This window comes from Nocardioides yefusunii (assembly GCF_004014875.1).
Classification (GTDB): domain Bacteria; phylum Actinomycetota; class Actinomycetes; order Propionibacteriales; family Nocardioidaceae; genus Nocardioides; species Nocardioides yefusunii.
Window position 1 is genome coordinate 548928 of the sequence record NZ_CP034929.1, and the last position, 26526, is coordinate 575453.

Genomic DNA, 26526 nt, shown 5'->3' on the forward strand with positions numbered 1-26526 from the left:
CGACGGTTCAGACGTTGCGGCGGTACTGGCCGCCGACCTCGAAGAAGGCTTCGGTGACCTGCTGCAGCGAGCACACGCGCGCGGCGTCCATCAGCACCGAGAAGACGTTGTCGCCGGAGACGGCGGCTTCCTTCAGTCGCGCCAGTGCCACCTCGGCCTCGGTGGAGTGCTTGGCCTGCCAGGTGCGGACCCGGCTCAGCTGGGAGGACTTCTCCTCCTCGGTGGCGCGCGCCAGCTCGATCTCCATCGGCTCGGCCTCGTCGGCGTGCGGGTCGAGGAAGGTGTTGACGCCGATGATCGGCAGCGTCCCGTCGTGCTTGCGGTGCTCGTAGAGCATCGACTCGTCCTGGATGCGGCCGCGCTGGTAGCCGGTCTCCATCGCGCCGAGGACGCCGCCGCGCTCGCTGATGCGGTCGAACTCGAGCAGCACGGCCGCCTCGACGAGGTCGGTGAGTTCGTCGATGACGAACGAGCCCTGGTTGGGGTTCTCGTTCATCGCCAGGCCCCACTCGCGGTTGATGATCATCTGGATCGCCAGGGCGCGACGCACCGACTCCTCGGTCGGAGTGGTGACGGCCTCGTCGTAGGCGTTGGTGTGCAGTGAGTTGGCGTTGTCGTAGATCGCGATCAGGGCCTGCAGGGTGGTGCGGATGTCGTTGAAGTCCATCTCCTGGGCGTGCAGCGAACGACCCGAGGTCTGCACGTGGTACTTCAGCTTCTGGGAGCGCTCGCTCGCCCCGTACTTCTCCTTCATGGTGACGGCCCAGATGCGGCGCGCGACGCGGCCCAGCACCGAGTACTCGGGGTCCATGCCGTTGGAGAAGAAGAAGGAGAGGTTGGGCGCGAAGTCGTCGACGTCCATGCCGCGGGCCAGGTAGGCCTCGACGTAGGTGAAGCCGTTGGCCAGGGTGAAGGCGAGCTGGCTGATCGGGTTCGCCCCGGCCTCGGCGATGTGGTAGCCGGAGATCGAGACCGAGTAGAAGTTGCGGACCTGGTTCTGGATGAACCACTCCTGGATGTCGGCCATCATCCGCAGGCTGAACTCGGTGGAGAACAGGCAGGTGTTCTGGCCCTGGTCCTCCTTGAGGATGTCGGCCTGGACGGTGCCGCGCACGTTGGCGAGCGCGAAGGCGCGCAGTTCGTCGAACTCCGCTCCGGTGGGCTCGCGGCCCTCGCTGGCCCGGAAGCGGTCGACCTGCTGGTCGATCGCGGTGTTGAGGAAGAAGGCGAGCACGGTGGGTGCCGGGCCGTTGATCGTCATCGAGACCGACGTGGACGGGTGCACCAGGTCGAAGCCGTCGTAGAGATCCTTCATGTCCTGCAGGGTGGCCACCGAGACACCGGAGGTGCCGACCTTGCCGTAGACGTCGGGGCGCAGGTCGGGGTCGCGGCCGTAGAGGGTCACCGAGTCGAAGGCGGTGGACAGGCGGGTCGCCTCGCCCTCGGAGGAGAGCATCTTGAACCGGCGGTTGGTGCGGGCCGGGTCGCCCTCGCCGGCGAACATGCGGGCCGGGTCCTCGCCGTCGCGCTTGAAGGGGAAGACGCCGGCGGTGAACGGGAAGAAGCCGGGCAGGTTCTCCTTGCGCCAGAAGGTGACCAGCTCGCCGTGGTCGGTGTACTTGGGCAGGGCGACGCGCGGGATCTTGTTGCCCGACAGGGACTCCTTGGTGAGGCGGGTGACGATCTCCTTGTCGCGCACCTTCACCACCTGCTCGTCGCCGGAGTAGGACTCCACGACGGCCGGCCAGGCCGAGATCTGGTCCGCGACCTCGTGCGGCAGTTCCTTGCGCGCCTGCTCGAGCAGGGTGCGGACACCGGCTGCGTCCTCGTTCGCCTCGACGAGTTCACCGGCGACGATGTCGAGGCGCTGGGTGCGTCGGGCTGCCTCGGCGTACTCGACCGTGCAGCGGTGGTAGCTGCGGACGGTCTCGGCGATCTCGGCCAGGTAGCGGACGCGCTCACTGGGCACGACCTGACGGATGCCCGAGGAGTGACGCACGTCGACGCGGGGCAGGGAGCCGGTGCTGGTGCGGAGGCCGCGGGTGGCGAGCAGGTCGCGCAGGTGCTGGTAGAGGGCGGTGACGCCGTCGTCGTTGAAGGTGGCGGCACTGGTGCCGAAGGCGGGCATCTGCTCGGGAGTGGAGCTGAACGCCTCGCGGTTGCGGATCATCTGGCGGGCCACGTCGCGCAGGGCGTCGGCGGCACCGCGGCGCTCGAACTTGTTGATCGCCACGACGTCGGCGAAGTCGAGCATGTCGATCTTCTCCAGCTGCGACGCGGCACCGAACTCGGGCGTCATCACGTACAGGGAGGTGTCGACGAACGGGACGATGGCGGCGTCGCCCTGGCCGATGCCGGGGGTCTCGACGATCACGAGGTCGAACCCGGCGGCCTTGGTCACCGCGATCACGTCGGCGAGGTGCTCGGGGACCTCGTGGGCGCCTCGGGTCGCCAGCGAGCGGAAGAAGATCTTGTCGCCGTCGAGGGCGTTGGCACGGATGCGGTCACCCAGCAGGGCTCCGCCGCCCTTGCGGCGGGTGGGGTCGACGGCGATCACGGCGATGCGCAGGCTGTCGCCCTGGTCGACGCGGAACCGGCGCACCAGTTCGTCGGTGAGCGAGGACTTGCCCGAACCGCCGGTGCCGGTGATGCCCAGGACCGGGGCGGGGGACGCCTCGGCGGCTGCGCGCAGCGCTGCCAGGTCGTCGGCGTCGAGGCGACCGGCCTCGGCGCCGGTGATGGTGCGGGCCACGGCGAGGCGGTCGCCGGAGGTCACTGCTTCGACGGTGGGGCGGGAGATCGCCCACGGGTCGAAGTCGCAGTCCGCGACGACGGAGTTGATCATGCCGGCCAGGCCGAGGCGCTGGCCGTCCTCGGGGGAGAAGATGGTGACGCCGGAGGCACGCAGGCGCTCGATCTCCGAGGGGACGATGACGCCGCCACCGCCGCCCACCACCTTGACGTGGCCGGCTCCGGCTTCGCGCAGCTTCTCCACCAGGTACTCGAAGTACTCCACGTGGCCGCCCTGGTAGGACGAGACGGCGATGCCCTGGACGTCCTCCTCGAGGGCGGCGTCGACGACCTCCTGCACCGAGCGGTTGTGGCCGAGGTGGATCACCTCTGCGCCCTGGCTCTGGAAGATGCGCCGCATGATGTTGATCGAGGCGTCGTGCCCGTCGAACAGCGCCGAGGCGGTGACGAGGCGGATGGGGTGCGTGGGCGTGTGCAGATCAGACATCGAAGACCTTCTGGCGATTACTGGGACATCCAAGGAATTGGATATTAGGACGCCCAAGTAAATATTGCTAGGAAGTCCAACCTTTTTCTTGCGACGACGCAGTGTCGGCCCCGCGGGGAGGCTCGCAGGAGGAGGGTCAGTGGCCGGTGACCACGTGGTCGCCGTGCGCGGTGCGCAGCTCGCCCAGCAGTCCGGTCAGGCGCGCGACGGCGTCCGGGGCCAGGCCCGGCTGCTCGAAGACCGAACCGTTAAGGCCGGCCGTGGCGCGGGTGAGCACCTCGCGGCCGGCGTCGGTGATCGCGGCCAGCACCACGCGGCCGTCGTCGGGGTCGCGCAGGCGCTCGACGAACCCCTGCTTCACCAGGCGGTCGACGGCGCTCGTGACGCTGGTCGGGTGCACCTGGAGCAACGAACCCAGGCGAGTCATGGCCATGGAGTTGGCTCGCGTGAAGAAGAGCACCTGCAGGACCTCGTAGCGCGCGAAGGTGAGCCCCAGGGGGCGCAGGACCGCGTCGATCTGCTCCATGAGCAACTGCTGGGCCCTCACCAGCGACGTGACCATGGCCATGCCGTCGGCGGCCTCGGACCACCCGTGCCGGATCCACTGCTCGCGGGCGTCGCGGATCGGGTCGCGTTCGTCGCGGCTGGGGCTGGGCACGCGTGCAGGCTAACGCATCTGCGTGGACGTCCATGCTTTTCTCGGTCGCGGCCCGCGCGCCAGTGAGGAGCGGCTCCGTATCCTCGCTCCATGGCCCAGGTCACCCCGTTCCCCTCGCCGCGTCGTCAGCAACGGTCGCGATGGATCACCGCCGCTGCGTGGAGCGGCGGGTTCGTGGCGTTGCTGTGGCTCGTCGAACTCCTCGACGTGCTCTCCGGCAACCAGCTCGACGACGACGGCATCCGTCCGCTCGATCCCGACGGTCTGGTCGGCGTCCTGCTCGCGCCGTTCCTGCACGGCAGCTGGGCCCACCTGCTCTCCAACACCGGTCCGCTGCTGGTGCTCGGATTCCTGGTGCTGCTCTCCGGCGTGGGTCGATGGCTGCAGGTGATGATCACCGTGATGGTGGTCTCGGGGCTGGGCACCTGGGTCGTCGGCGGCGCGGGCACCGTCCACATCGGCGCCTCGGGCGTCGTGTTCGGGCTGCTGGCCTACCTGCTGGTGCGCGGGTGGTTCGCGCGCGACCTGAAACAGATCGCCGTCGGCGTGCTGGTCTTCCTGGTGTACGGGTCCCTGCTGTGGGGCGTGCTCCCCACCCAGGTGGGCGTCTCGTGGCAGGCCCACCTGTTCGGCGCCGTCGGCGGAGTGGTCGCGGCGTGGATGCTGGACCGCCGCGAGGCACCTGCGCTGCGGGGCTGAGACTCGACACCGGGCGGCCGCGCACTGCCGCGACCGCCCGGTGGGTCGGTGTGTGCCGAGGGCTCAGATGCCGGGGCCGCCGGTCAGGTAGAGCGTCTGGCCGGTCGCGAAGCCGGCACCCTCGCTGACGAAGTACGCGACCGCGTGGGCCACGTCGTCGGGGGCACCGATGCGACCGACCGGGATCGTCTTCGACGCGGCGGCCTTGAGGTCGGCGAAGTCGGTGCCCATGCGCTCGGCGGTGGCCACCGTCATCTCGGTCTCGATGAAGCCCGGGGCGATCGCGTTGACCGTCACCCCGAACTTGCCGAGCTCCAGGGCCAGGGTGCGGGTGAATCCCTGCAGACCGGCCTTGGCGGCGGAGTAGTTGGCCTGCCCGCGGTTGCCCAGCGCGGAGGCGCTGGAGAGGTTGACGATGCGTCCCCAGCCGGACGTGGTCATGGACGCCTGGCAGGCGCGCGACATCAGGAAGGCGCCGCGCAGGTGCACGCCCATGACCTGGTCCCAGTCGGAGACCGACATCTTGAAGAGCAGGTTGTCGCGCAGGATGCCGGCGTTGTTGACCAGGACGCCGACAGGGCCGAGCTCCTCGGTGATCCGGGCGACGCCGGACTCGACCGCGGCCTCGTCGGAGACGTCGACGCCGTAGGCCGCCGCGGTGCCGCCGGCTGCCGTGATCGCGGCGACCACCTCGGCTCCGGCGGTGGCGTCGAGGTCGAGGACGGCGACGGGGTGGCCCTCGGCGGCGAGGCGCTGGGCGATGGCGGCACCGATGCCGCGGGCTGCGCCGGTGACGACGGCGACGGGCTTGCTCATGGGGTTCTCCTCGGTGAAGTCAGCAGGTGGGGAAGGGCGGTCAGCCCACGTAGGGCGGGGTCTTGCGCATCTCGAGGCGTGCGACGGTGCGACGGTGCACGGCGTCGGGGCCGTCCACGATCCGCAGCACCCGGGCCCACGCGTAGAAGTAGGCCAGCGGGGTGTCGTCGCAGACCCCCATGGCACCGAAGAGCTCGATCGCACGGTCGATGACCGTGGTCGCCATGGCCGGGGCCGAGACCTTGATGGCGGAGATCTCGCTGCGGGCGCCCTTGGCGCCGAACTGGTCGATCTTCCAGGCGGCGTCGAGCACGTGCAGGCGGGCCTGGTCGATGTCGATGCGCGACTGGGCGATGGCGTCCTGCACGTTGGAGAACTCCGAGAGGGGCTGACCGAAGGCCACGCGCGACGTGGCGCGGTCGACCATCAGGGCCAGGGCGCGCTCGGCCATGCCGATGGCGCGCATGGCGTGGTGGATGCGGCCCGGGCCCAGGCGGGCCTGGGAGATCACGAAGCCGTCGCCCTCGCCGGCGAGCAGGTTGCTCACCGGGACGCGCACGTCGCGGAAGACGAGCTCGCAGTGGCCGTGCTGGTCCTGGTAGCCGAAGATCGGCAGCGAGCGCACGATCTCCAGGCCGGGGGTGTCACGGGGGACGAGCACCATCGACTGCTGACGGTGGGTGTCGGCCTCAGGGTCGGTCTTGCCCATCACGATGAAGATCTCGCAGCGCTCGTCGGCCACGCCGGTGATCCACCACTTGCGGCCGTTGATCACGTACTCGTCGCCCTCACGACGGATCGTGGTGGTGATGTTGGTGGCGTCGGAGGAGGCGACCTCGGGCTCGGTCATCGCGAACGCGGAGCGGATCCGTCCGTCCAGCAGGGGTTCGAGCCAGCGCTCGCGCTGCTCGGGGGTGGCGAAGAGCTCGAGGGTCTCCATGTTGCCGGTGTCGGGGGCCTGGCAGTTGATCGCCTCGGGTGCGATCACCGGCGACCACCCGGTGATCTCGGCGATGGTGGCGTACTCGACGTTGCTCATGCCGGAGTACTTGTGGTGGAAGAGGTTCCACAGGCCACGCCTGCGGGCCTCGGCCTTGAGGTCCTCCATCACCGGGGGGTGGGCGTGGTCGCCGTGGGTGCGCAGGTGCTCGTCCCAGACGGGCTCGGCGGGGAAGACGTGGGAACGCATGAAGTCCCACATGTTCTCGGCGGTCTCGGTGGCACGGGGTGACAGGGAGAAGTCCATGGTGTCGCTTTCGGGCTCGGTGGGAGGGGTCAGAGGAGGGCGAGGCCGGTCCGGCCCAGGTGCAGCACCTCGGCGTCGAGGTCACCGAAGTCCTGTCCGGCCATGTCGCCGGCACGGGAACGGGCCGAGACCCCCTGGGTGATGACGGCGAACTTGAAGTGGGCGAAGGCGCGGTACCAGTCGAGGTCGTCCAGTGCGGCGCCCGAGCGTGCGGAGTAGCGCTGCAGCATCTCCTCGCGGCTCGGGAAGCCGGGCAGGTGGGAGACGCCGGGGATCAGGCTGAGCGGACGGTCCGCGGGGCCGTTCCAGAACAGGTCCAGCAGGGCGACGTCGGTCATCGGGTCCCCGAGGGTGGAGAGCTCCCAGTCCAGGACGGCGTTGATCGTGCCGGGGGTGGAGGCGTCGAGGACGACGTTGTCGAGGCGGTAGTCGCCGTGGACGAGGGTCGAGCGCTGCTGGACCGGCACCGACTCCGCGAGGCGCTGGGCCAGCAGGTCGATCTCCGGGACGTCCTGGCTGCGGCTGGCCTCCCACTGGCCGGTCCAGCGGCGGACCTGACGCGTGGCGAAGCCGGAGGGGCGTCCGTAGTCGCCCAGTCCCACGGCCTCGTGGTCGACGGCGTGCAGGTCGGCGAGGGTGTCCACGAAGCCGAACGCCACTGCACGTCGGCTCTCGGCGTCGTCGGCCCAGCCCACGGGCAGGTGGTCGCGCACGACGTGGCCCGCGACGCGTTCCATGACGTAGCAGGGCACCCCGAGGAGGTCTCCGGAGTCGACGAGGACGATCCGGGGGACCGGGACGTCGCTGGCGGCCAGGGCGGACTGGACGCGGGCCTCGCGCAGCATGTCGTGGGCGCTGGGCAGCAGGTCGCCCGTCGGTGGGCGGCGCAGCACCAGGGTGCCGGCGGCGCTCTCGAGGAAGTAGGTGAGGTTGGACTTCCCGCCGGTCACGAGGTTCATGTCCAGGGAGTTCCAGCGGTTGTCGCCGGTGGCGGCGGCAACGGCCGAGGCGATCACGTCAACAGGGGCGGGGGCGGTCTTCGGCACGTCTCATCTCCTGAACTGAATTCATTACAGCGGCTACTGTAGGTCGTCCCGGGGTGCTGGTCCAGAGATTCCGAACGTCGTCTCCACGCGGGAACGCACCGGGCACGGTGCCTGCGCCCCCCCCTGACCCGACGAGGAGATTCCATGCCTGAAGCCGTGATTGTCTCGACTGCCCGATCGCCCATCGGTCGTGCGATGAAGGGGTCCCTCAAGGACCTCCGCCCCGACGACCTGGCCGCCACGATGGTCCGCGAAGCACTCGCTGCGGTGCCCCAGGTCGAGGCCGCGATGGTCGACGACCTGATGCTCGGCTGCGCCCAGCCTGCCGGCGAGCACGGCCACAACATGGCCCGCGCCGTCTCGATCCTCGCGGGCCTGCACGAGACCCCCGGCGTGACCGTCAATCGCTACTGCTCCTCCAGCCTGCAGACCACCCGCATGGCGCTGCACGCGATCAAGGCGGGGGAGGGGGACGTCTTCGTCTCGGCAGGCGTGGAGATGGTCAGCCGCTACTTCAACGGGCTCGCCGACGCGCCCGAGGAGTCGAAGAACCCCCTCTTCGCCGCGGCCGCCGAACGCAGCCGCGCCCTCGTCGCGAGCGGAGCCGACTGGAGTGACCCGGTCCTCGAGGGTGGACTGCCCGACTACTACCAGGGGATGGGTTTCACCGCCGAGAACGTCGCCCGGATCACCGGCGTCACGCGTGCGGAGCAGGACGCGTTCGCGGCCCGCAGCCAGAACCGCGCCGAGGCCTCCATCGCCTCGGGTTTCTGGGCCTCCGACATCACCCCGGTCACCCTGCCCGACGGCACCGTGGTCTCGGCCGACGACGGCCCGCGCGCGGGCACCACGGTCGAGCGTCTCGCCGAGATGCAGCCGGCGTTCCGCCCCGACGGCACCGTGACGGCCGGCAACTGCTGTGCCCTCAACGACGGCGCCGCGGCACTCGTGGTGATGAGTGACCGCCGAGCCGCCGAGCTCGGCATCCAGCCGCTGGCCCGCATCGTCTCCACCGGCGTCAGCGGTCTCTCGCCCGAGATCATGGGCCTGGGCCCGGTCGAGGCGTCGCGCCGAGCCCTGGCGCTCGCCGGCATGGGGGTCGGAGACATCGACCTGTTCGAGCTCAATGAGGCGTTCGCTGCCCAGGTCATCCCCTCGATGCGTCAGCTCGGCATCGACGAGGACAAGGTCAACGTCCACGGTGGGGCCATCGCGGTGGGGCACCCGTTCGGCATGACCGGTGCTCGTATGACGAGCACCCTCATCAACGCCCTGCGCTGGGACGACAAGGAGCGCGGCCTGATGACGATGTGCGTCGGCGGCGGGCAGGGCATGGCGATGGTGCTCGAGCGCCTCTCCTGATTCCGCGACCTCCCTGCGGGGGAGGGCGTGACAGGGGCCGCGGGCCCGGGGTGGATGTCCCCGGCCCGTGGCCCCTTCGTCGTCAGTGGTCGCTGAGGCGGCGGAGGGCCGGGAGCAGCTCCTCGAGCACCGGCAGTGCTCGTCGAGCGGCCTCGACCGCGTGCGCGTCGGGGTGGTGGGTGGCCAGGCGCTCGGGGTGCAGCGGCTGGGTGGCGCGCACCATCGCGGCGTCGAACTCGGTGAACGGGTCCTCGGTCTCGCCGCGCAGCCAGCGGCGCAGCACGAAGTTGTGGGCGGTGATGACGGCGTTGGCCACCAGCTCGGCCTCCAGGCGGGCCTCGACCGCGGAGCCGAGCTCGGCCTTGATCGCGGTCTTGAACGTGCGCTGGTAGGCGCGCTGTCCGGCGGCCTCGCTGCGACGGATGGCGGGCACCGACGTGCTCAGGCGGTACCGGACGCGGGCCCGTTCGCCCTCCTCGAGGTAGTGCTCCAGGACGAGTCGGGCGGCGGCGGCGACACGGGTGGCGAGGGCGTCGTCCTGGGCCAGGCGGGCGTCGACGGCGGCGACCACGAGCTCGTGGTCGGGCAGGACGGCGTCCTCCTTGGCCCGGAAGTGGCGGAAGAACGTGGTGCGTCCGACGCCGGCGCGTTCGGCGACGTCCTCGACGGTGGTCGCCTCGAACCCCTGCTCCTCGAAGAGGGAGAACGCGGCTTCGACGATGCGGTCGCGGGTCGACATGATGCCTTCCGGTCGGGGAATCAAGAGGAGATTACGTGCTTTTCGGATCCCGTGCTTTGGTTACCGTACGGTACTGAGTACCGTGTACGACGGTACTGAGTTCCCTGAGCGAGAGGCAAGAGGATGCAGAAGGTAGGAGTCGTCGGTGGCGGCTTGATGGGTTCGGGCATTGCAGAGGTCTGTGCACGCGCCGGTCTGGACGTCATTGTCGTCGAGTCGACCGAGGCGTCCGCCGAGGCCGCCAAGGGTCGCATGACCAAGTCCCTGGAGCGCGCCGAGTCCAAGGGCAAGATCGAGTCCGCCGCGGCCGTCCTCGAGGGCATCCGCTTCGTGACCGACCTCGAGCAGCTCCACGACCGTGACCTCGTCATCGAGGCCATCATCGAGGACGAGGAGATCAAGACCCAGCTCTTCCGTGACCTCGACCGCATCGTCGCCTCCCCGGACGCCATTCTCGCGTCCAACACCTCCTCGATCCCGATCATGAAGCTCGGCGTCGTCACCTCGCGCCCCGAGCGCGTCATCGGCATCCACTTCTTCAACCCGGTGCCCGTGCTCAAGCTCGTCGAGCTCGTGCCGTCGATCGTCACCGACCCGGCCGTCACCGAGATCGCCCGCACCTTCGTCGAGGGCACCCTCGGCAAGGAGGCCATTGACTGCAAGGACCGCGCCGGCTTCGTCGTCAACGCGCTCCTGATCCCGTTCGTGCTGTCGGGCATCCGCATGGTCGAGTCCGGCTTCGCCTCGCCCGAGGACATCGACAAGGGCCTCGTGCTCGGCGCCGCGCACCCGCAGGGTCCGCTCGCCCTGGCCGACCTCATCGGTCTCGACACCACCAAGGCCGTCGCGGAGTCCCTCTACGAGGAGTTCAAGGAGCCGCTGTTCGCTGCCCCGCCGCTCCTCAACCGCATGGTCGAGGCCGGCCTGCTCGGTCGCAAGACCGGTCGCGGTTTCTACACCTACAACTGACCCCGGTCGGCCCGACGGCTGGCACACTCCTCGACGTGGAGATCACTCGACTCGTCGACGAGCGTGCCAGCTGTCGTGCATTTCGGCCCGACCCGGTGGACGACGCCGTCATCGACGCCGCGTTCGCCCGGGCCCAGAAGGCGCCGTCCTGGTGCAACACCCAGCCCTGGCAGGTGCACCTGTTGAGCGGAGAGGCGTTGGCGTCGTTCGCGAAGGTCCTCGGTGAGCACGTCGCCACCCAGCCGCAGCGTGCCGACCTCGGTCTGCCCACCTACACCGGCGTCCACGCCGACCGGCGACGCGAGGCCGGGCGCCAGATGTACGCCCACCTCGGCATCGCCCGTGAGGACCACGCGGCCCGCGGCGCGCAGATGCTGCGCAACTTCGACTTCTTCGGTGCCCCGCACCTGGCTGTCCTGACGGTGGACGCCGACCTCGGCAGTTACGGGGTCCTCGACTGCGGCGGGTACCTCGCGACGCTGATGCTCCTGCTCGGCGACGCCGGGCTCGGCACCTGCGCGCTCGGGTCGTTGGCAATGTACTCCGACGTGGTGCGCAGCCACCTGGGGCTGGAGGACGACCGGCTCCTCGTCTGTGGTCTTGCCTTCGGGCACCCTGACTCCGAGGCGCGGATCAACGACTTCCGCACCGCGCGGGCGCCGTGGACGGAGGCGGTCACGCGTCACGTCAGGTGACTGCCGCCGTCCACGCGTGCGCGGTTCAGTCGCTGAAGGAGACGCTCGGGGTGCGGCAGATCAGCATCCGACGGGCCTTGCCGGAGGCGGGGTCGATCTGCGTCGAGGTGTTGAACGACGCCTCGAAGGCGCCGTCGCGGCGGGTCTCGCCCAGCAGCACCTCGGTGTCGCCGACCTTGTGGCCGTGCGTCACGTGGTGCACCAGGACGCTCACCTCGCGCTGGGCCAGGTAGGTCTCCAAGCCTGCACGGTCGCCCTTGAACTCCGCTGCGCCGTCGGCAGTGGCGAAGAGGATCGAGATCTGGAAGTCGTCGGTGATCATGTCGAGCACGCGCTCGGGGGTGGTCGAGTCCATGATCTCGAACCACTTCACCATGAAGGGGGTGGCGGAGGCAGTCATCTCGGGGCTCTCTGTCTCGGGGAGGGAGGGTCAGTCGAGGGCCGTGAGGCCCAGGTCCGGGTCGAAGGCGACCTGGTAGCCGCGGATCAGGCCGTCGGCGCCGATCCGGGCGCTGGCCAGGAAGTGGCCGGTGGTGCGCTCGTCGTTCTCGACCACGGCGCCGTAGACGAACTCGAGGTCGCCGTCGGTGCTGCGGTGCTGCGGGACGTGCACCCGACGGACGCCGGCGGGGCGTCCTTCGAGGTAGGCCTTCACGCCGTCGCGGCTCTCGCCCCGCACGGGGGTGCCGGGCAGCAGGATCGCGAACCGGACGTCGGGAGCGAGCAGGGCGACGCCGCCGTCCAGGTCGCCGGAGTCGATCGTTGCGTAGTAGCGCTCGAGGCGGGTGACGAAGTCGGACATGCGGCTGAACCTAATTCACTTGAAGGGGAGTGTCCAGAGCATTGCCGCCAGCGAGTGGCGCGTCGTACTGTTGCTGAATTGAGTTCAGTCCAGGAGATTTCTTCCCGAGGAGGACCCGCATGACCCACCCCTGGCCGCAGGCCGATCCCACCGTGCTGACCCCCGTGGAGGAACACGACGAGCTGCGTACCGTCGTGCGACAGGTGTTGACCAAGTACGCCGACCGCGAGACCGTCCGCGCGGCGGCCGACACCGCTGCCGGGCATGACGTCGCGCTGTGGAAGCGCCTCAACGAAGAGCTCGAGATCGGTGGCCTCGCCCTGTCCGAGCAGTGGGGCGGCAGTGGCTTCGGGCTGCCGGAGCTCGCCGTCCTGCTCGAGGAGGTGGGGGCCGCGTTGCTGCCCGACCCGGTGCTCAGCTCGGCCGTCCTGGGGGTCCGCGCGCTCACCCTCGCTGACGAGGTGGACCGCGACCTCCTCGCTGCGACCGTGGCCGGCTCCGTCGTGGTGACCGTGGCTGATCTCGACACGCCGTGCGTCCCGGTGGCGACGTTGAGTGGTGACGGGGCGGTGCGGGTCACGGGCCGCGTGGAGCGCGTCGTCCACGGAGCGCTCGCGCAGCACCTCGTGACCGCGGTCGACGTCGAGGGGGAGCACGTGATCGCCCTGGTGGACCTTGCGGCTGCCGGTGTCACCGTGGTGCCGCGCACCGTCGTGGACCTGACCCGCAGGCAGGCCGACGTCGAACTCGAGGGGGTGGAGGCTCGGGTGCTCGTCGGGTCCGGACGCGCGGGATCGGTGGCACGCCGCCTGGGCCTGCTGCGCAAGGTCGCCGTCGCCTCGGAGCAGTCCGGCGCCGTCTCGCACCTGTTGGACCTGGTGGTCGAGTACGTCACCCAGCGTGAGCAGTTCTCCCGCCCGATCGGATCGTTCCAAGCGGTCAAGCACCGTCTCGCCGACGTCCTCGTCGACCGCGAGCGCGCCCTGTCCGCCTCGCGCTACGCCGCCGCCGTGCTGGAGCAGGCGATGGAGGACGACGAGGTGCCCGACGACGTCGAGCTGGCTGTCGAGGTGGCCGCCGTCGTCTGCCAGGACGCCTTCGTCCGGACTGCCCACGAGGCCGTCCAACTCCACGGCGGCATCGGCTTCACCTGGGAGCACCGCGCCCACTACTACGTGCGCCGCGCTCTGGGTGACGAAGGACTGGGGGGCGGCTCCGCCCGAGGTCGTGCGCGCGTGGCCGCACTCGTCGAGGTCTGAGTCGGACGTCGACGCGACGCCCTCGGCCAGTGACAAGGGCAACGACAACGGCAACGGCAACGGCCCCACTCGAAGGAGTGGGGCCGTTGCCGTTGGTCGAGGTGGGTGTCAGTCGCCGGCGGCGGTGGCTGCGGCGGTCAGACCGTAGACCAGGGCATTGGCGAGTCCGCCGGCGTAGCCGCGGTGGTAGACGCCACCGGAGTCCGAGCCGGCGCAGAGCAGGCCGGGCACCGGGGTGCCGTCGGCCGAGAGGGCGCGCGCTGCGGTGTCGATCAGTACGCCGTGGAAGGGGAACGTGATCGCCGGCTCGCACTCGATGACGTACCAGGGGCCCTCGTCCAGCGGGGCCGGGTCGAGTTCGCGCCCGGGCGTGACGGTGCCGGCCTTGGTGTCGGCGTTGTACTGCTCGATCGCCGCGGCGATCTTGGCGCCGTCGTAGCCCCATTCCTCGGGCAGGTACTCGAGCTCGTCCAGCGACTCGGCCATGCCGACCCGGCCGCCCCGACGGTTCGCCACGGCGTACTTGTCCAGTGCCACGGCGCCCTCGACGTAGGAGGCGACGATCCAGTCGCGGTGCACGCGGGCGTCGGCGACGAGCAGGCCGCGGGCCTCGGGCTGGTCGAGCAACTCCATTGTGGTCAGGTGGTCGCCGAGGGTCTCGTCGGTGAACCGCTCGTTGTCGAGGTTGAAGAGCAGTGCGTGCTCGGAGTAGTAGAGCGAGAGGTCGACGAAGTCCGACGGGTCGGCGAACGGAACGCCCGACGGCACGAGGTGGCCGTAGAAACCAGCGTTCTCGCCGCCGGTGGCCGCGCCCGCTGCGGTGGCGAGGCGGTGGCCGGCGCCGGCGCTGTGCGGGTTGGAGCGCAGCTGCATGCGGTCGCCCAGGGCGCCGACGTGCTCGCGGACCAGGTCGGCGTCGGCCTGGAAACCGCCGGTGGCCAGCAGGGTCCAGCGGGCACGCAGCTCGCGCTCGCCCTCGGGGGTCGTGACGCGGGCGCCGACGACGCGACCGTCGGTGAGCAGCAGTTCCTCGGTGCGGGTGCGCACGAGCACCTCGCCGCCCGCCTCGGTGACCAGCTTGCGGCAGGTGTCGACGTACTGGTTGGTGTCGAAGCCGTGTCCCTGGCCGAAGCTGAGGATCCGCTGCGCTGGCATCGCCTCGACCCCGACCGAGCGGATGAAGTCGATGCCGGCTGCGAAGTCGTCGACGATCTTGTGGCGCAGTGCCTCGCCGCCGCCGGGGTTGACCTCGTCCATCACCTCGCGGGTGGGTGCGGTCCAGGCGTAGCCGGCGAAGCGAGCTGAGCCGCCGACGTCCTCACCGATCTCGACCACGGTGACGCGAAGTCCGTCACGGGCGGCCTTGGTGGCCGCGGTGAGGCCGGCCATGCCGGCCCCGATGACGAGGAGGTCGAGCTGGTCCATGTGGGGGGACTCCCTTCGGGGTGTGATTGGGGTTACAGTAAACCGAACTCACTTCAGTAAGTCTAGGGATGGAGGATCCATGCGTGACCGAGCGACACGGCCGGGGTCCGCCACCAGCGCCCCCGATGCCACCAGCGCCCTGCATGCCCCCAGCGCCCTGGATGCCCTGAGGGTGCGGCTCTTCGCGCTCCTGATGACGGTGCAGCTCGTGAATGCGATCGCGGTCTGGGCCCACGTCGTCACTGTCCAGTGGACCCTGACCGAGCGTGGTGAGAGCGCCGCCGTCGTCTCCCTGGCGCCGGCTTCCCTTGCCCTGCCGTTCCTGTTGCTCTCGCTGCCGGTGGGTGCCTGGGTCGGCTTCGCCCCGCGCGGACGACTGCTGATCGCCTCCACCGCCGCCTCCGTCCTGGCCGCTCTGGTCGGTGCTGCGCTCGGTGCGGCCGGCGACCTGCACTGGACGGCGATGGTCGGCACCGTCCTGGTCGTCGGTGCCGCGCTGGTGGTCACCGGCGTCACCTGGCAGGCGATGATCCCTGACGTCGTGGGCCGGCACCTCATGGGTTCGGCCTCGGTGGTCGACGGGTCCGCCTACAACGTCGCGCGCGCGGTCGGACCGCTGCTGGCCGGCGTCGGCCTCGGCTGGGTCGGGGTCAGTGGCACCTTCGTGGCCGTCTCCCTGCTCTTCGGCGCGTGCACCCTCGTCCTGCTGGTCGTCGAGGTGCGCCACCCCAGTGCCCGCGGCCCGCGGCGCCCGATCGTCGGCGAGATGCTGGGCGGGCTGCGGTTCACCCGTCACTCACCCTGGACCCGTCGGCTGCTGACCCGGATGGTCTGCTTCGGCCTCCCCGCCAGCGCCCTGTGGGCCCTCGTCTCCCTGGTGGTGCACGACCGCCTAGGCCTGGGCTCCACCGGCTTCGGGGTGGTGATGGCACTGGTCGGCTCCGGCGCGGTCGTCGCCACCTTCGTGCTGCCGCCGTTGCGAGGTCGCCTCAGCGTGCCCGTCTTCGCGGCACTGGGGTCGGGCCTCTACGCGCTCACGCTGCTGGTGATGGGGCTGGTGACCGTCCCGGCCGTCGTCGGTGGGGTGCTGGTCCTGGGCGGAGTGGCCTGGGTCGGCGTCCAGAGCACGTGGATGACGCTCGCCCAGCAGGCGCTGCCCGAGTGGGTCCGTCCTCGGGTGATCGCACTGCTGCTCTTCCTCTTCCAGGGCACCCAGGCGATCGGCTCCTTCGCCTGGGGCGTCGTCGCCGACCTGGTCGGCCTGCCCGCTGCTCTGGTCGCTGCGGCGGTCGCGATGTGCGCCTCGATCGTCGTGCTGCTCCGGCTCGGGCTGGCGTCCGCCGAAGGCATCGAACCTGTCCTGGTCGAGGCCGACGACGCCACCCACGGCCTGCTCACCTCGCTGTCCGACCTGGAGCCCGGTCCGATCGAGGTCACTCACCACTACTCCGTCCTCCCCGGGCGTTCCGACGACTTCGTCCGTGCGATGGAGCCGCTCCGACTCTCACGGCTGCGTACCGGAGCGACGAGGTGGCGTCTCCATGAGCCTGCAGGCGGAGCGCACGCCGCATCCCCCTGGGTCGAGAACTACGTGCTGGTCGACCCGGTCGAGCTCTTCGCGCAGGAGACGGAGAGACTCACGGTCCCCGAGATGCGTCTGCGTACCGCGGTCCACCTGCTCGCCGACCGGGTCGAGGGTCCGTTCGTGTCCTCGTCGGCGAGCACCCCCGAACCTCCTGCCCGTCCTGCGCGCCGCGCGGACTCCGGGCAGGGCACCACCCCCCACCGGCCGGGCGCTGTCCCGACCCCTGACGAAGGAGGACGTGAATGAGTCCCGCCCAGACCGCTGGAAACGAGACCGCCGGAGCCGAGAACGCTGGCGCCCACCAGACCGGCGCTGCCCAGCGCTTCGCCGGCCAGGTCGCCCTGGTCACCGGTGCCGGCTCCGGCATCGGCGCCGCCGTGGCCCGCCAGCTCGCGGCCGAGGGCGCCGCGCGCGTGCACGTGGTCGACGTCGTGGAGGCCAACGCCTTCGCGGTCGCCGAGCAGGTCGGCGGCTCCGCACACGTCGTGGACGTCTCCGACCCTGACGCCGTCGAGGCCGCCTTCGGCGCCGTCGTGGCGGAGTCGGGACGGGTCGACGTCGTGGTGCACGCTGCCGGGGTCGACGACGCCGAGTCCAAGGCCAGGATGCTGGCGGCCATGGAGAAGGGGGAGCCGGTCGACGTGCTCACCCAGCTCTCCGACGAGGGCTGGCGCCGGGTGCTCTCGATCAACCTGGACGGCACCTTCCACATCCTGCGCGCAGCCGTGCGTCGGATGAAGCCGCAGGGCTCGGGTGCGATCGTCACCGTCGGTTCCTCGGCCGCCTTCGACACCCTCGTCGGCTACCCGCACTACGCCGCCTCCAAGGCCGGCGTGCACGCGGTCTCCCAGGCCGTGGCCAAGGAGGTCATCCCGTTCGGCATCCGCGTGAACACCGTCGCCCCCGGCCCGGTCGACACCGCGATGGCGGCCCGGACGCCCGCTTCGGTCCGTGCAGCGATGGAGGCCTCGGGCGCCATCGGCTACGCGACGCCCGAGCAGTTGGCCGACAACATCTGCTACCTGGCCTCGCCGGCGTCGGCGAACGTGGTCGGGGCGGTGCTGCTCTCCAACGGCGGAAGGTTCACGGTCTGATGGCCGGTCTCGACGACCTCCGGCTCCCGGACGGGTCCGCGCTGCCCGGCGGCGAGCACCCCGAGTTCCCGCACGCCTTCTCGCCGTTCCAGCTCGGCCCGCTCACGCTGCGCAACCGACTGGTGGCGCTGCCGGCCGGCACGTCGCTCGCACACGAGGGCGTTCCCACCGACGGCGACACCGAGCACTTCGAACGGCTCGCTGCCGGTGGCGTCGGCCTGGTGATCGGCGGCGCGACCGTCGTCCACCCGACCACGACGCTCCGCTCGCGCAAACTGGTCGAGGCCTACATCGACGAGTTCGTGCCGAAGGCGGCTGCCAAGGCCGCGGTGATCCACCGGCACGGCGCGAAGTTCATCGGTCAGCTGGTCCATCTGGGACGCGAGTTCATCGGCGGTGAGTCCGACTCGCCGCCGGTGGCGCCGTCCGCGATCAAGACCCCGCGCGACGCCTACCCGCCGCACGAGCTGACTGCCCCCGAGATCGCCGACATCGTCGCCGGCTGGCGCGTCTCGACGCAGAACCTGGTCAAGGCAGGCGCCGACGGCGTGGAGATCCACGCGGCCCACGGCTACCTCCCGGCCCAGTTCATGTCGCCGTTGACCAACCAGCGCACCGACGCCTACGGCGGCTCGTTCGAGAACCGGATGCGGTTCGTCGACGAGATCGTGGACGCGATGCGCAGCGTGATCCCTGACGGGTTCGCGCTGGGGGTCCGGCTCAGTGGTGAGGAGGAGATTCCCGGCGGCATGGACATCACCGACTGTGTCCGGATCGCGCAGCACCTGGCCGACCGGGTCGACTACTTCTCGATCACCCACGGCACCCGGGGCAAGTACGTCAAGGACGCCTCGAACCCCGACGCCGTCGCGGTACCGTCCGCGGCCCGGGTACGCGCCGCCACCGGCAAGCCGGTCATTGTCGGCCAGCGGATCCGCGACGTGGCGACTGCCGACAACGTCGTCCGGGCCGGTCACGCCGACCTGGTCGGCATGGCCCGGGCCTTGATCGCCGACCCTGAGCTTCCGGAGAAGTCGCGCACGGCGCGGCTGGGCGAGGTGCGCGGCTGTCTGGGCATCAACCAGGACTGCCGCGCCTTCGACCCGCACCTGCACTGCGCGGTGAACGCCGAGGTCGGCCGCGGTCGCCACACCAACTACGGAGTGAAGGTGGCCGAGCCGAAGAGCGTCTTCGTCATCGGCGGTGGACCTGCCGGACTCGAGACTGCCCGGGTGGCCGCCCAGCGTGGGCACCAGGTCACGCTCTTCGAGGCCTCGCCCGCGCTCGGCGGAACGGTCAGGGTCGCCGCTGCCTCGCCGCACCGCGCGACCATGATCGACGTCGTCGACCATCTCGAGCGCGAGACGAAGCGGCTCAAGGTGGAGGTGAACCTCGGCTCGCCGATCGACGCCGACGACTTCGCCGAGATCCGTTCGATGGCCGACCACGTGGTGCTCGCCACGGGCTCGCGTCCGGCTCCGCTGCCGGAGTGGTCGGGCGCGCAGGCGACGGTGGACGACGTCCTGCTCGGTCGCCAGCCGGAGACGGGGTCACGCCGCGCGGTCGTCCTCGACGACGGGGACGGGTTCTGGCCGGCCTACAGTGCCGTCGAGGCGCTCGTGCGACAGGGCTGGCAGGTCGACTTCGCGACGACTCTGGGTGGTCTGGCGACCCGGATCCCGGCCGAGAGTGCGGCCCTGTTGCTGGCTCGGCTGGGGGAGGCCGGGGTGGCGCTCCACGTCGCCCACACCGTCGTGCGTCCTGACGAGGCGGGGGTGCCACTGCTGCTGCGTCCGGTGTTCGGGGGAGTGGACCTCGAGGTCGCCGACGCGTTGCTGGTGCACCACGTGCCGCGCGTCGCGGTGCTGCCGTTCGGGACCGGGCCGTTCGCGCCCGACGCCGAGTTCGGCGCGGTGGTCACCTCGATCGGTGACTGCGTGACGCCACGTCGCATCTCGCACGCGATCGCGGAGGGGTACCGCCTGGGCGCGGAGATCTGATCACGACGGCAGGGGCCGCGGGACCGATGGGTCCCGCGGCCCCTGCGTCGTTCTCGCAGGTCGGGGCAGGAGCAAACAAATTGATTTGAAATAAGTTCAGTTTGACCTTGACGAGGGTCGTGTGATGCAGGGCATACTTCGAACTGAATCCAGTTCGGTTCTGAAAGGACGCACATCATGGCCATCGAGACTGACCACATCCTGCTCGAGAAGGACGGCCCCGTTGCTCGCGTGTGGCTCAACCGCCCGCACGTGAAGAACGCCGTCACCGTCGAGCTGCTCCACCGCCTCGACGAGATCATCAAGGAGGTCGAGACCGACCCCGAGTTGCGCGTCCTCGTCCTGCGCGGCGTCAACAACCAGTTCTGCTCCGGCTTCGACCTCAACGAGCTGCTGGGCGACTTCATCGGCACCTCGAACGCCATGGACGTCGGCGTCCTGTCGGCCCAGGTCTGTGACCGCCTGTACTCGATGAACAAGCCGTCCGTCGCCGTCCTCGAGGGCTACGTGACCGCCGGTGGCTTCGAGCTCATGATCTCCTGCGACTTCGCCATCGCCTCGGACGACGCCAAGATCGGCGACTTCCACATCAACCGCGCCCTCTTCGGTGGCGCCGGCCCGATCTACCGCCTGCCCCGCATGCTCGGTCTGCGCAAGACCAAGGAGCTCATGCTCACCGGCAAGCTGCTCTCCGGCCACGAGGCCCACGAGTTCGGTCTGATCAACGACTCGGCTCCGGCCGACAAGCTCGACGAGACCGTCGAGAACTTCATCGGTGACCTGACCAACAAGTCCCCCTTCATGATGAAGCTGACCAAGATGGCCGTGAACCAGGGCCTCGACGCCGACATCAAGTCGCTCATGATCATGGAGCACTTCGCCGTGGGCAACTCGCTGCAGTCCGCCGACGGCAAGGAGGGCGTCCAGGCCTTCCTCGAGAAGCGTGAGCCCGTCTGGATCGGTCGCTGAACCACTGAGCCGCCCCGTCCCCATCGGGGCGTGCGTCAGCAGCACCACTGGAGGAGTCACCGAGGAGATGGAATGAGCACTCGACCCGCCCGCTCGACCGACACGCTGCAGGACCCGTTGGTCCTCGTCGGAAGCAGGTGCGCCACCTGCGGAAATGTCGCGTTCCCTACGGCCGTGCGCTGTCACAGGTGCTCGGCCGGCGACTGCGAGCCTCTCCCGCTCGCCACCTCGGGTGTCGTCTGGGCCGCCACGGTCCAGAGGTTCGCTCCGAAGTCTCCTCCGTACGTCCCCCCGGCGGAGGGCTTCACGCCCTTCGCCGTGGGGTACGTCGAACTCCCCGACGGCGTCCGGGTCGAGGCAGTCATCGACTGCGGCCCCGACCCTGATCCGCACGCGTTGGCCGGGACCGAGGTCGAGCTCGTGGCCACCCTGCCCGTGCCCCGCTTCGCCACCGTTCCCACCACGCCGACCGAGGAGTCCGCACGATGACCCGCGTCAGCATCATCGGCGCCGGACTCTCGAAGTTCGGTCGCCAGCCCGGCATCACCGGGCGCCAGATGGCCGTGACCGCCATCCACAACGCCCTCGACGACGCCGGCATCACCTGGGCCGACGTCCAGGTCGCCTACGGCGGCTCGGACGGCTCCGGCCTGGCCGACACCCTGGTCGCCGACCTGGGCCTGACCGGCATCCCGTTCACCAACGTCAAGAACGGCTGCGCCACCGGCGGCAGCGCGTTGGTGCAGGCGGTCAACGCCATCCGCTCCGGTGCTGCCGAGATCGCTCTGGCCGTCGGGTTCGACAAGCACCCCCCGGGTGCCTTCGACCCGCGTCCCGAGGACTGGGGCCTGCCCTCGGGCTACGGCGAGGCCGGCCTGATGGTCACCACCCAGTTCTTCGCGATCAAGATCGCCCGCTACATGCGTGAGCACGACATCTCCGAGCCGACCCTGGCCAAGGTCGCCGCCAAGGCGTTCCGCAACGGCTCGATCAGCCCCAACGCCTGGCGCCAGCAGGCGCTGAGCGAGGCCGAGATCTCCGGCTCGAAGATGGTCAACGACCCGCTGACCCAGTACATGTTCTGCTCGCCCGGTGAGGGCGGCGCAGCCATCATCCTGGCCTCCGAGAACGTGGTGAAGCGCCTCGGCGGACGTCCCGTCGAGCTGCTCTCGGTCGCCAACGCGACCCGCAAGTTCGGCACCTTCGAGGTCTTCAGCCCGGCCATCCAGGGTCTGGGTACACCCACCTCGGTCTCCACCCAGGCAGCCACCGCCGCCTTCGAGGCCGCCGGTGTCTCCCCGTCCGACATCGACGTCGCCCAGCTGCAGGACACCGAGGCGGGTGCCGAGATCATGCACATGGCCGAGTGCGGCTTCGTCGAGCACGGCGAGCAGGAGAAGTGGATCCACGAGGGACTGACCGAGATCACCGGCCAGTTGCCGGTCAACACCGACGGCGGCTGCATCGCCAACGGTGAACCGATCGGTGCCTCAGGCCTGCGCCAGGTCCACGAGATCGTCACCCAGCTGCGCGGCGAGGCCGGCGCGCGTCAGGTCCCCGACGGGCCCCGGCTGGGATTCACCCACGTCTACGGCGCCCCCGGCATCAGCGCCTGCACCGTCCTGGGAGCCCGCCGATGAGCACCCCCGTCACCCACGCCGGCGTCAGCCTGGAGGAGTTCGTCCAGCGCGCCCACACCTGGCTCGCCAGCGTCGCCGCACCGCGCACCACCCGCACCTGGGGCGAGGGCTCCGACGCCGTCGCCGTCTTCGAGAACTGGACGCCCGAGCAGGAGCGCGAGGAGACCGACCGGATCCGCGCCTACGAGCAGGCCAAGTTCGACGCCGGCTTCACCGCGATCACCTGGGACGCCCGCTACGGCGGTTCGAACCTGCCGGTCCAGCACCTACTGGCCTTCCGTCAGGCCGAGGCCGGCTACGACGTCCCGAAGCGGACCGAGATGTTCCCCGTGACCCAGCAGCTGGTCGCGCCGACCGTCGCCCAGTGGGGGAGCGAGGAGCAGCGTGACCGCTACGTCGCCGCCATGCTGCGCACCGACCTGATCGCCTGCCAGCTCTTCTCCGAGACCGAGGCCGGCTCCGACCTCGCCGCCGTGCGCACCAAGGCGGTCAAGGAGGAGACCGGAGAGGGCGTCCGCTGGCGCCTCAACGGCCACAAGGTCTGGACCTCGGGAGCCCCCGTCGCCGACATCGGCATCGCCGTCACCCGCACCGACCCGACCTCGGCCAAGCACGCCGGTCTCACCGTCTTCCTGGTCCCGATGGACGCTCCCGGTGTGGAGATCCGTCCGATCCGTCAGATGACCGGTGGCTCCTCGTTCAACGAGGTCTACCTCGACGACGTCGTCCTGGACGACGCCTACCGCCTCGGCCCCGAGGGCCAGGGCTGGAAGGTCGCCCTGACCGTCCTCGCCTCCGAGCGCCTCGACTCGGGCACCCTCGGGTTGGAGAACGCGGACGCGGCCGTCGACCTGGCCCGCAACATCGGTCGCGAGCTCACCGACCTGGAGAAGGACAAGGTCGCCGACCTGGTCACCCGCAGCTACGTCCAGCGTCTGGCCGGCATGCGCGTCCTGGCGGCCGTGGCCGCCGGCGGCGAGCCCGGTCCCGAGGCCAGCGTCGGCAAGCTGCTGGCCACCGACACCATGGCCCGCACCTCTGAGGTCGCCCGTGCCCTGCTCGGCGCCGACCTGACCGTCGACTCCGGCGAGTGGGGACGTTTCGCCTGGACCGAGCACGTCCTGGGCGCTCCGGGCTACCGGATCGCCGGCGGCACCGACGAGATCCAGCACAACATCCTCTCCGAGCGCGTGCTCGGCCTGCCCCGGGAGCCCCGATGAGCACCGCCACCACCGCTGACACCACCGCAGCCGGAACCACGCCGGCCACCCCCGGCCTGGCCGACCTGACCGCGTCGGTCCACCTCGGCCTGCGCCAAGCCGGGTTCGAGGGCACGGCCACCGAGCTCGTGCCGATGCTCGGAGGCCACTCCGGCCTCACCTACCGCGTCAGCATGGGCGAGAACTCGTTCGTGGTGAAGGCCGTTCCGCTCGGGCAGCGCTCGGTGGGCCGCCACGACATGCTCCGCCAGGCCAAGATCCTGCAGGCGCTGGAGGGGACCGGCGTCCCGGTCCCGACCGTGCGCGCCAGCCACGACTCCGACTCCACCGAGGTCCAGTCCTGGTTCGCCATGGACCTGGTCGCCGGTGAGTCGCTCGAGCCCGTCCTGGACGACCCGGCCGTCGAGCCCACCCTCGCCGCGGCCCGGATGCGTCGTGCAGCGCAGGTGCTGCCGCTCCTGCACGCGGTCCCGCTGGCCGACCTGCCGATCGACTCCGAGCCGCTCTCGCCGGCCGACGAGCTGGCCCGTTGGGTGCGCACCATGGGTGCCGTCCCGCCCGAGCTGGTCACCGGTGCCGACGAGCTGCAGCGTCGTCTGGAGGCGTCGGTCCCCGAGGCGATCGAGCCGGTGCTGGTGCACGGCGACTACCGCCTGGGCAACATCCTCTCGGCCGGCACCGAGCCCGCCGCGATCATCGATTGGGAGATCTGGAGCCCCGGAGACCCGCGCGTCGAGCTCGGCTGGTTCATGGTCTTCGCCGACGGCAGCAACTTCCCCGGCGTGGGCCGCGAGGTGCCCGGCCTGCCGACGCCCGCCGAGCTCGTCGAGCTCTACCGCGGCGACGGCCCCGAGCTGGGCGACCTGACCTGGTTCGACGCCCTGGGGCGCTTCAAGATGGCCGCGATCATGGGACACAACCTCCGACGTCACCGCGAGGGCCGTCACCACAACCCCGCCCAGGAACAACTTCCCGCCACCATCGAGCGCCTGATCACCACCGGCCTCGAGCGACTCGCCTGACTCCACCCCTGCAGGACCCGAGAGGACACCCCCGTGGACTTCGCATTCACCCCCCGCACCGTCGAGCTGGCGGAGAAGATCACCGCCTTCATGGAGGAGCACGTCTACCCGGCCGAGACCGTGTACGACGCGCAGGTCGCCGAGGGCGACTTCCACGAGCAGCCGCAGATCATGAAGGACCTGCAGGCCGAGGCCCGTCGTCAGGGGCTCTGGAACTTCGCCATGACCCACGACAACCTGGGTGCCGGCCTCACCAACCTCGAGTACGCCCCGCTCGCCGAGATCATGGGTCGCTCCATCATCGGCAACGAGGTCTTCAACTGCTCCGCCCCCGACACCGGGAACATGGAGATCCTGGCCATGTACGGCACCGAGGAGCAGAAGAACCAGTGGCTCAAGCCGCTGCTCGACTGCTCCATCCGCTCCGCCTTCGCGATGACCGAGCCCTGGGTCGCCTCCTCCGACGCGATGAACGTGGAGTCCTCGATCGTCCGCGACGGCGACGAGTACGTGATCAACGGCCGCAAGTGGTTCACCTCCGGAGGCATGGACCCCGACTGCAAGCTCCTCATCTTCATGGGCAAGTCCGACCCGGACGCCGAGCCGTACCGCCAGCAGTCGATGATCCTGGTCCCGACCGACGCCCCCGGCGTCGAGATCGTCCGGGACCTCTCCTCCTTCGGCTACCGCGACCGCCTCGGCCACGCCGAACTGCAGTTCACCGACGTCCGCGTCCCGGCCGCCAACATGCTCGGCAACGAGGGTGACGGTTTCGCCATCGCCCAGGGCCGTCTCGGTCCCGGCCGCATGCACTACGCGATGCGCGCCATCGGCATCGCCGAGCGTGGCCTGCAGCTGATGTGCGAGCGCGCCCAGCAGCGCAGCGCCTTCGGCGGCCCGCTGGCCGACCAGGGTGTGGTGCGCGAGTGGATCGCCCGTTCCCGTATGGAGATCGACCAGATCCGTCTCTACACGTTCAAGGCCGCCTGGCTGATGGACACCCAGGGCAACGCCGCCGCGCGCACCGAGGTCGCTGCGATCAAGGTGGCCGCCATGGAGGTCGCACACAAGGTCATCGACCGCGCCGTCCAGACCTGGGGTGCCGCTGGCACCACCGAGGACACCCCGCTGGCCCGTTTCCACTCGCTCACGCGTGCCCTGCAGATCGCCGACGGCCCGACCGAGGTGCACCTGCGCTCGATCGGCCGCGGCGAGCTGCGCAAGTACCGCCACCTGCGTCCGGAGAAGAAGTGATGAGCACCCCCACGAACCCCGCCAGCACTGCTGCCCCTCGCGAGCTCGAGGGCAAGGTTGCCCTGGTCACCGGTGGAACCCGCGGCCTGGGCCGCGCGATCGCCGACGCCATGGCCGAGGCCGGCGCCACCGTCATCGTCTCCAGCCGCAAGGCCGAGGCCTGCGCGGAGGTCGCTGCCGAGATCACCGCGGCCACCGGCGTGAAGGCGTACCCGCTCGCCCTGCACGTGGGTGACTGGGACGCCATCGAGCCGGCGATCGACTCGGTCGTCGCCGACCACGGTCGCATCGACGTCGTGGTCAACAACGCCGGCATCGCCCCGTTCGCGCCGAGCTCGTACGAGGTCTCCGAGGCTCTCTTCTCCAAGACCGTGGACGTGAACCTCAAGGGTCCCTTCCGGGTGATAGCCGTCGCCGGCGAGCACATGCGTCGTCAGGGCTCCGGCTCGATCATCAACGTCTCCAGCATCGGCGCCGAGCGTCCGAGCCCGGCCGAGGCCACGTACGCGGCCACCAAGAACGGCCTCAACGCACTCACCCGCGCCTTCGCCCAGGAGTTCGCGCCCACCGTGCGCGTCAACTGCGTGATGCCCGGCGGTTTCGCCACCGACATGGCGGCCAACTGGGACGATGAGCTCATCGGCAAGGTCGTCGACCGGCTGCCCGCCGGGCGTCTCGGCGACCCGCGCGAGTTCGCCGGGATGGTCGTCCACCTGGCTTCCGATCGCGCCGGCTACACGACCGGTGCCCTGATCCCCGTCGACGGCGGGCGTACGGCGGTGTACTGA

At 70.3% G+C, this 26526-nt stretch carries 24 protein-coding genes; 15 read left to right on the forward strand and 9 right to left on the reverse strand.

What is annotated here, in order from left to right; genetic code table 11:
* Window positions 1-7 precede the first annotated feature (7 nt).
* Window positions 8-3238 (reverse strand): fused isobutyryl-CoA mutase/GTPase IcmF, encoded by a 3231-nt coding sequence (gene icmF / locus EOV43_RS02385; protein ID WP_128219511.1) that lies wholly within the window; start codon window positions 3236-3238, stop codon window positions 8-10.
* 136 nt (window positions 3239-3374) lie between these two features.
* A complete protein-coding gene (locus EOV43_RS02390; RefSeq protein ID WP_128219512.1) occupies window positions 3375-3896 on the reverse strand; it encodes a MarR family winged helix-turn-helix transcriptional regulator in 522 nt (173 codons plus the stop codon).
* Between the two features lie 90 nt (window positions 3897-3986).
* Between EOV43_RS02390 and EOV43_RS02395 the strand changes: the two genes are divergently transcribed.
* Window positions 3987-4595 carry a rhomboid family intramembrane serine protease gene (locus EOV43_RS02395; protein WP_128219513.1) on the forward strand — a complete coding sequence of 203 codons (609 nt, stop codon included), beginning with the start codon at window positions 3987-3989 and terminating at the stop codon, window positions 4593-4595.
* 63 nt (window positions 4596-4658) lie between these two features.
* Here EOV43_RS02395 and fabG read toward each other — a convergent pair whose 3' ends face one another.
* Genes fabG through EOV43_RS02410 form a run of 3 tightly spaced genes read right to left on the reverse strand, consistent with a single transcriptional unit; the run spans window position 4659 to window position 7703 of the window.
* Entirely contained in the window at window positions 4659-5411 is a 753-nt protein-coding gene (gene fabG, locus EOV43_RS02400) for a 3-oxoacyl-ACP reductase FabG (protein ID WP_128219514.1), read from the reverse strand.
* A 40-nt stretch (window positions 5412-5451) separates the two neighbouring features.
* Window positions 5452-6657, reverse strand: coding sequence for an acyl-CoA dehydrogenase family protein (locus EOV43_RS02405; protein ID WP_128219515.1), 1206 nt, complete (start codon window positions 6655-6657; stop codon window positions 5452-5454).
* 29 nt (window positions 6658-6686) lie between these two features.
* Window positions 6687-7703 (reverse strand): phosphotransferase family protein, encoded by a 1017-nt coding sequence (locus EOV43_RS02410; protein WP_239022188.1) that lies wholly within the window; start codon window positions 7701-7703, stop codon window positions 6687-6689.
* 144 nt (window positions 7704-7847) lie between these two features.
* On the opposite strand from EOV43_RS02410, the gene EOV43_RS02415 reads away from it, so the two are divergent.
* A complete protein-coding gene (locus EOV43_RS02415) occupies window positions 7848-9065 on the forward strand; it encodes an acetyl-CoA C-acetyltransferase (protein WP_128219516.1) in 1218 nt (405 codons plus the stop codon).
* A gap of 82 nt (window positions 9066-9147) precedes the next feature.
* Here the strand turns inward: EOV43_RS02415 and EOV43_RS02420 are convergent, their stop codons facing one another.
* The gene (locus EOV43_RS02420; protein WP_128219517.1) at window positions 9148-9804 is read right to left on the reverse strand and encodes a TetR/AcrR family transcriptional regulator; all 657 of its coding nucleotides are present in this window, start codon (window positions 9802-9804) and stop codon (window positions 9148-9150) included.
* A 123-nt stretch (window positions 9805-9927) separates the two neighbouring features.
* Here EOV43_RS02420 and EOV43_RS02425 point away from each other — a divergent pair, with 123 nt between their 5' ends.
* Window positions 9928-10773 (forward strand): 3-hydroxybutyryl-CoA dehydrogenase, encoded by an 846-nt coding sequence (locus tag EOV43_RS02425; protein ID WP_128219518.1) that lies wholly within the window; start codon window positions 9928-9930, stop codon window positions 10771-10773.
* Between the two features lie 35 nt (window positions 10774-10808).
* A complete protein-coding gene (locus EOV43_RS02430; protein WP_206611377.1) occupies window positions 10809-11468 on the forward strand; it encodes a nitroreductase in 660 nt (219 codons plus the stop codon).
* A 25-nt stretch (window positions 11469-11493) separates the two neighbouring features.
* On the opposite strand, the gene EOV43_RS02435 is transcribed toward EOV43_RS02430, so the two are convergent.
* Both EOV43_RS02435 and EOV43_RS02440 read right to left on the reverse strand, forming a co-directional pair.
* Entirely contained in the window at window positions 11494-11868 is a 375-nt protein-coding gene (locus EOV43_RS02435; protein WP_128219520.1) for a hypothetical protein, read from the reverse strand.
* Window positions 11869-11898: 30 nt separating this feature from the next.
* Complete coding sequence (locus EOV43_RS02440) at window positions 11899-12270, reverse strand: nuclear transport factor 2 family protein (RefSeq protein WP_128219521.1); 372 nt, start codon at window positions 12268-12270, stop codon at window positions 11899-11901.
* Between the two features lie 119 nt (window positions 12271-12389).
* Between EOV43_RS02440 and EOV43_RS02445 the strand changes: the two genes are divergently transcribed.
* On the forward strand, window positions 12390-13529 hold the full coding sequence (locus EOV43_RS02445) for an acyl-CoA dehydrogenase family protein (RefSeq protein ID WP_128219522.1): 1140 nt from the start codon (window positions 12390-12392) through the stop codon (window positions 13527-13529).
* Between the two features lie 108 nt (window positions 13530-13637).
* On the opposite strand, the gene EOV43_RS02450 is transcribed toward EOV43_RS02445, so the two are convergent.
* Window positions 13638-14954 (reverse strand): FAD-dependent oxidoreductase, encoded by a 1317-nt coding sequence (locus tag EOV43_RS02450; protein ID WP_128219523.1) that lies wholly within the window; start codon window positions 14952-14954, stop codon window positions 13638-13640.
* A 79-nt stretch (window positions 14955-15033) separates the two neighbouring features.
* On the opposite strand from EOV43_RS02450, the gene EOV43_RS02455 reads away from it, so the two are divergent.
* The 10 genes from EOV43_RS02455 (at window position 15034) to EOV43_RS02500 (ending at window position 26526) form a co-directional block, all read left to right on the forward strand.
* On the forward strand, window positions 15034-16785 hold the full coding sequence (locus EOV43_RS02455) for an MFS transporter (RefSeq protein WP_164878632.1): 1752 nt from the start codon (window positions 15034-15036) through the stop codon (window positions 16783-16785).
* Window positions 16782-17633, forward strand: coding sequence for an SDR family NAD(P)-dependent oxidoreductase (locus tag EOV43_RS02460; RefSeq protein ID WP_128219525.1), 852 nt, complete (start codon window positions 16782-16784; stop codon window positions 17631-17633). Before EOV43_RS02455 ends, EOV43_RS02460 begins: the two co-directional genes overlap by 4 nt.
* Window positions 17633-19633 carry an oxidoreductase gene (locus EOV43_RS02465; protein ID WP_128219526.1) on the forward strand — a complete coding sequence of 667 codons (2001 nt, stop codon included), beginning with the start codon at window positions 17633-17635 and terminating at the stop codon, window positions 19631-19633. The genes EOV43_RS02460 and EOV43_RS02465 overlap by 1 nt, the downstream gene beginning before the upstream one ends.
* A gap of 177 nt (window positions 19634-19810) precedes the next feature.
* A complete protein-coding gene (locus EOV43_RS02470) occupies window positions 19811-20602 on the forward strand; it encodes an enoyl-CoA hydratase/isomerase family protein (RefSeq protein ID WP_128219527.1) in 792 nt (263 codons plus the stop codon).
* 72 nt (window positions 20603-20674) lie between these two features.
* Window positions 20675-21091 carry a Zn-ribbon domain-containing OB-fold protein gene (locus EOV43_RS02475; RefSeq protein WP_128219528.1) on the forward strand — a complete coding sequence of 139 codons (417 nt, stop codon included), beginning with the start codon at window positions 20675-20677 and terminating at the stop codon, window positions 21089-21091.
* Entirely contained in the window at window positions 21088-22242 is a 1155-nt protein-coding gene (locus EOV43_RS02480; protein WP_128219529.1) for a thiolase family protein, read from the forward strand. Before EOV43_RS02475 ends, EOV43_RS02480 begins: the two co-directional genes overlap by 4 nt.
* Complete coding sequence (locus EOV43_RS02485; protein WP_128219530.1) at window positions 22239-23462, forward strand: acyl-CoA dehydrogenase family protein; 1224 nt, start codon at window positions 22239-22241, stop codon at window positions 23460-23462. Before EOV43_RS02480 ends, EOV43_RS02485 begins: the two co-directional genes overlap by 4 nt.
* Window positions 23459-24484, forward strand: coding sequence for a phosphotransferase family protein (locus tag EOV43_RS02490; RefSeq protein ID WP_128219531.1), 1026 nt, complete (start codon window positions 23459-23461; stop codon window positions 24482-24484). Before EOV43_RS02485 ends, EOV43_RS02490 begins: the two co-directional genes overlap by 4 nt.
* Window positions 24485-24517: 33 nt before the next feature.
* Window positions 24518-25738: an acyl-CoA dehydrogenase family protein gene (locus EOV43_RS02495; RefSeq protein ID WP_128219532.1), complete on the forward strand. Its 1221-nt coding sequence runs from the start codon at window positions 24518-24520 to the stop codon at window positions 25736-25738.
* Window positions 25738-26526, forward strand: coding sequence for an SDR family NAD(P)-dependent oxidoreductase (locus EOV43_RS02500; RefSeq protein ID WP_128219533.1), 789 nt, complete (start codon window positions 25738-25740; stop codon window positions 26524-26526). The genes EOV43_RS02495 and EOV43_RS02500 overlap by 1 nt, the downstream gene beginning before the upstream one ends.

Bases quoted from the DNA above. Each gene is read 5' to 3' on its own strand.
- icmF (WP_128219511.1), bottom strand. From the start codon at position 3,238: ATGTCTGATCTGCACACGCCCACGCACCCCATCCGCCTCGTCACCGCC.
- EOV43_RS02395 (WP_128219513.1), top strand. From the start codon at position 3,987: ATGGCCCAGGTCACCCCGTTCCCCTCGCCGCGTCGTCAGCAACGGTCG.
- fabG (WP_128219514.1), bottom strand. From the start codon at position 5,411: ATGAGCAAGCCCGTCGCCGTCGTCACCGGCGCAGCCCGCGGCATCGGT.
- EOV43_RS02405 (WP_128219515.1), bottom strand. From the start codon at position 6,657: ATGGACTTCTCCCTGTCACCCCGTGCCACCGAGACCGCCGAGAACATG.
- EOV43_RS02415 (WP_128219516.1), top strand. From the start codon at position 7,848: ATGCCTGAAGCCGTGATTGTCTCGACTGCCCGATCGCCCATCGGTCGT.
- EOV43_RS02420 (WP_128219517.1), bottom strand. From the start codon at position 9,804: ATGTCGACCCGCGACCGCATCGTCGAAGCCGCGTTCTCCCTCTTCGAG.
- EOV43_RS02425 (WP_128219518.1), top strand. From the start codon at position 9,928: ATGCAGAAGGTAGGAGTCGTCGGTGGCGGCTTGATGGGTTCGGGCATT.
- EOV43_RS02435 (WP_128219520.1), bottom strand. From the start codon at position 11,868: ATGACTGCCTCCGCCACCCCCTTCATGGTGAAGTGGTTCGAGATCATG.
- EOV43_RS02440 (WP_128219521.1), bottom strand. From the start codon at position 12,270: ATGTCCGACTTCGTCACCCGCCTCGAGCGCTACTACGCAACGATCGAC.
- EOV43_RS02445 (WP_128219522.1), top strand. From the start codon at position 12,390: ATGACCCACCCCTGGCCGCAGGCCGATCCCACCGTGCTGACCCCCGTG.
- EOV43_RS02450 (WP_128219523.1), bottom strand. From the start codon at position 14,954: ATGGACCAGCTCGACCTCCTCGTCATCGGGGCCGGCATGGCCGGCCTC.
- EOV43_RS02455 (WP_164878632.1), top strand. From the start codon at position 15,034: ATGCGTGACCGAGCGACACGGCCGGGGTCCGCCACCAGCGCCCCCGAT.
- EOV43_RS02460 (WP_128219525.1), top strand. From the start codon at position 16,782: ATGAGTCCCGCCCAGACCGCTGGAAACGAGACCGCCGGAGCCGAGAAC.
- EOV43_RS02465 (WP_128219526.1), top strand. From the start codon at position 17,633: ATGGCCGGTCTCGACGACCTCCGGCTCCCGGACGGGTCCGCGCTGCCC.
- EOV43_RS02470 (WP_128219527.1), top strand. From the start codon at position 19,811: ATGGCCATCGAGACTGACCACATCCTGCTCGAGAAGGACGGCCCCGTT.
- EOV43_RS02475 (WP_128219528.1), top strand. From the start codon at position 20,675: ATGAGCACTCGACCCGCCCGCTCGACCGACACGCTGCAGGACCCGTTG.
- EOV43_RS02480 (WP_128219529.1), top strand. From the start codon at position 21,088: ATGACCCGCGTCAGCATCATCGGCGCCGGACTCTCGAAGTTCGGTCGC.
- EOV43_RS02485 (WP_128219530.1), top strand. From the start codon at position 22,239: ATGAGCACCCCCGTCACCCACGCCGGCGTCAGCCTGGAGGAGTTCGTC.
- EOV43_RS02490 (WP_128219531.1), top strand. From the start codon at position 23,459: ATGAGCACCGCCACCACCGCTGACACCACCGCAGCCGGAACCACGCCG.
- EOV43_RS02500 (WP_128219533.1), top strand. From the start codon at position 25,738: ATGAGCACCCCCACGAACCCCGCCAGCACTGCTGCCCCTCGCGAGCTC.